Source organism: Variovorax sp. MHTC-1 (assembly GCF_003984645.1).
Classification (GTDB): Bacteria; Pseudomonadota; Gammaproteobacteria; order Burkholderiales; family Burkholderiaceae_C; genus Variovorax.
On the sequence record NZ_RWKI01000071.1, the window covers coordinates 1 to 1,558 of the forward strand.

Consider the following 1,558-nt stretch of genomic DNA (forward strand, 5'->3'; position numbering starts at 1 on the left):
GTGATTCAGATGCTATGTGGGACTACCTGAGAGAGCCCCGTTTCGCTAAAACGGGATTTCCTCAACCTCGTAGCAAAGGAGATGGAAATGTCGACAACCCAGACAGCCCCACAAGTGAAGGATACGGCGATCGCGCCAGACCTGTACATGAGCTTCGAGCTCGGCGACAAGTCCTGGAAGGTGACGGCGAGCGATGGCCGACACGGCCCGAGCCGATACAACGTGGGCGCCGGCGACGCGGCTGCAGTTGCGCACTGCATTGGTAAGGCCCGGGAGCGCTCCAAGCTCGGACCGCGGGCCAGGGTGCACTCGTGCTACGAAGCTGGGCGCGACGGTTGGTGGCTGCACCGCTGGTTGGTCGAGCAGGGTGTCGACAACATCGTCGTCGACTCCTCCAGCATTGAGGTGAACCGACACGCCAGGCGGGCCAAGACCGACCGGCTCGATGGCGACAAGCTGCTGGCGATGCTGCTGCGCCATCATCGTGGCGAGCGCGTGTGGGCGGTGGTGCATGAGCCCACGCCGGAGGACGAAGACGCGCGCCGCACGCACCGCGAGTTCGCCCGGCTGACGCAAGAGCGCACGTCACACACGAATCGCATCGGCTCGCTGCTGGTGCTGCACAACTTGCGCCCGAACGTGATCATCGGCGGACGAGACTGGGCGCGTTGGTGGGAACGCAATTGCGAGCAGGTACCGCCATTGCTGCGTGCCGAGATCGAACGCGAGTGCGCACGCCTGACTCTGGTCAAGCACCAAGTCAAGATGATGGAGGCCCAGCGGCGCCAGGAACTGGCCGATGGGAAGCAACCGCTGGTGGCGAAGCTTGCCCAGTTGCGCGCCATCGGACCCAAGGGCGCTTGGGTGTTGGTCAAGGAATTGTTCGGCTGGCGGCGCTTCGCCAACCGGCGCGAACTCGCCGGCTGCTTGGGTCTGTCACCCACGCCCTATGACAGCGGAGACAGACAGATCGAGCAAGGCATCAGCAAGGCTGGCAACAAGCGAGCGCGCACGTTGCTAATCGAGCTCGCCTGGAGTTGGTTGCGTCTGCAGCCCGAAAGCGCCTTGAGCCAGTGGTTCAATCGGCGCTTCGTTGCTGGAGGCAAGCGCATGCGACGCGTAGGCATCGTCGCCCTGGCCAGAAGGCTGGGGATCGCGCTGTGGCGCTACCTCGAGCACGGCGAGATCCCGGCCGGGGCGTCGCTCAAGCCAGCCGCCGCCTGAAGTCCCGAGCAGCCTTGTTCTAACGCACGGTGGCTATGAAACACATCATCATCAAAGGTCGACGCGCCCGCCTAGTCCACGGGTCACTTTGCAGTGACCGTCAATTCAGAAGGGGCGCCTCGGTAACTGGGGGTTTGCCAGTGTGCTTTGCGCGCATGCAGCATGGGGTGCAAGGTCCCGCACCTTGCACGGATAGAAGTTCGTCCGGGCATTGGCTCGAACGTTCACCATACCCCGACCTCGGATGAGATGCATCACCCAATGCCACCCTACGTCGTCGCCACTGACCGCGGTCACGACGGCTTGACAAACAAGTCCTCATAGAAGTGGACTA

1 protein-coding gene is annotated in these 1,558 nt (G+C 63.2%); it reads left to right on the forward strand.

All coding sequences use genetic code 11. From position 1 onward, the window contains the following. Nucleotides 1-87 precede the first annotated feature (87 nt). Nucleotides 88-1,224, forward strand: coding sequence for an IS110 family transposase (locus EJI01_RS28240; RefSeq protein WP_126840397.1), 1,137 nt, complete (start codon nt 88-90; stop codon nt 1,222-1,224). The last annotated feature ends 334 nt before the right edge of the window (nt 1,225-1,558 follow it).

Bases quoted from the DNA above. Each gene is read 5' to 3' on its own strand.
- EJI01_RS28240 (WP_126840397.1), top strand. From the start codon at position 88: ATGTCGACAACCCAGACAGCCCCACAAGTGAAGGATACGGCGATCGCG.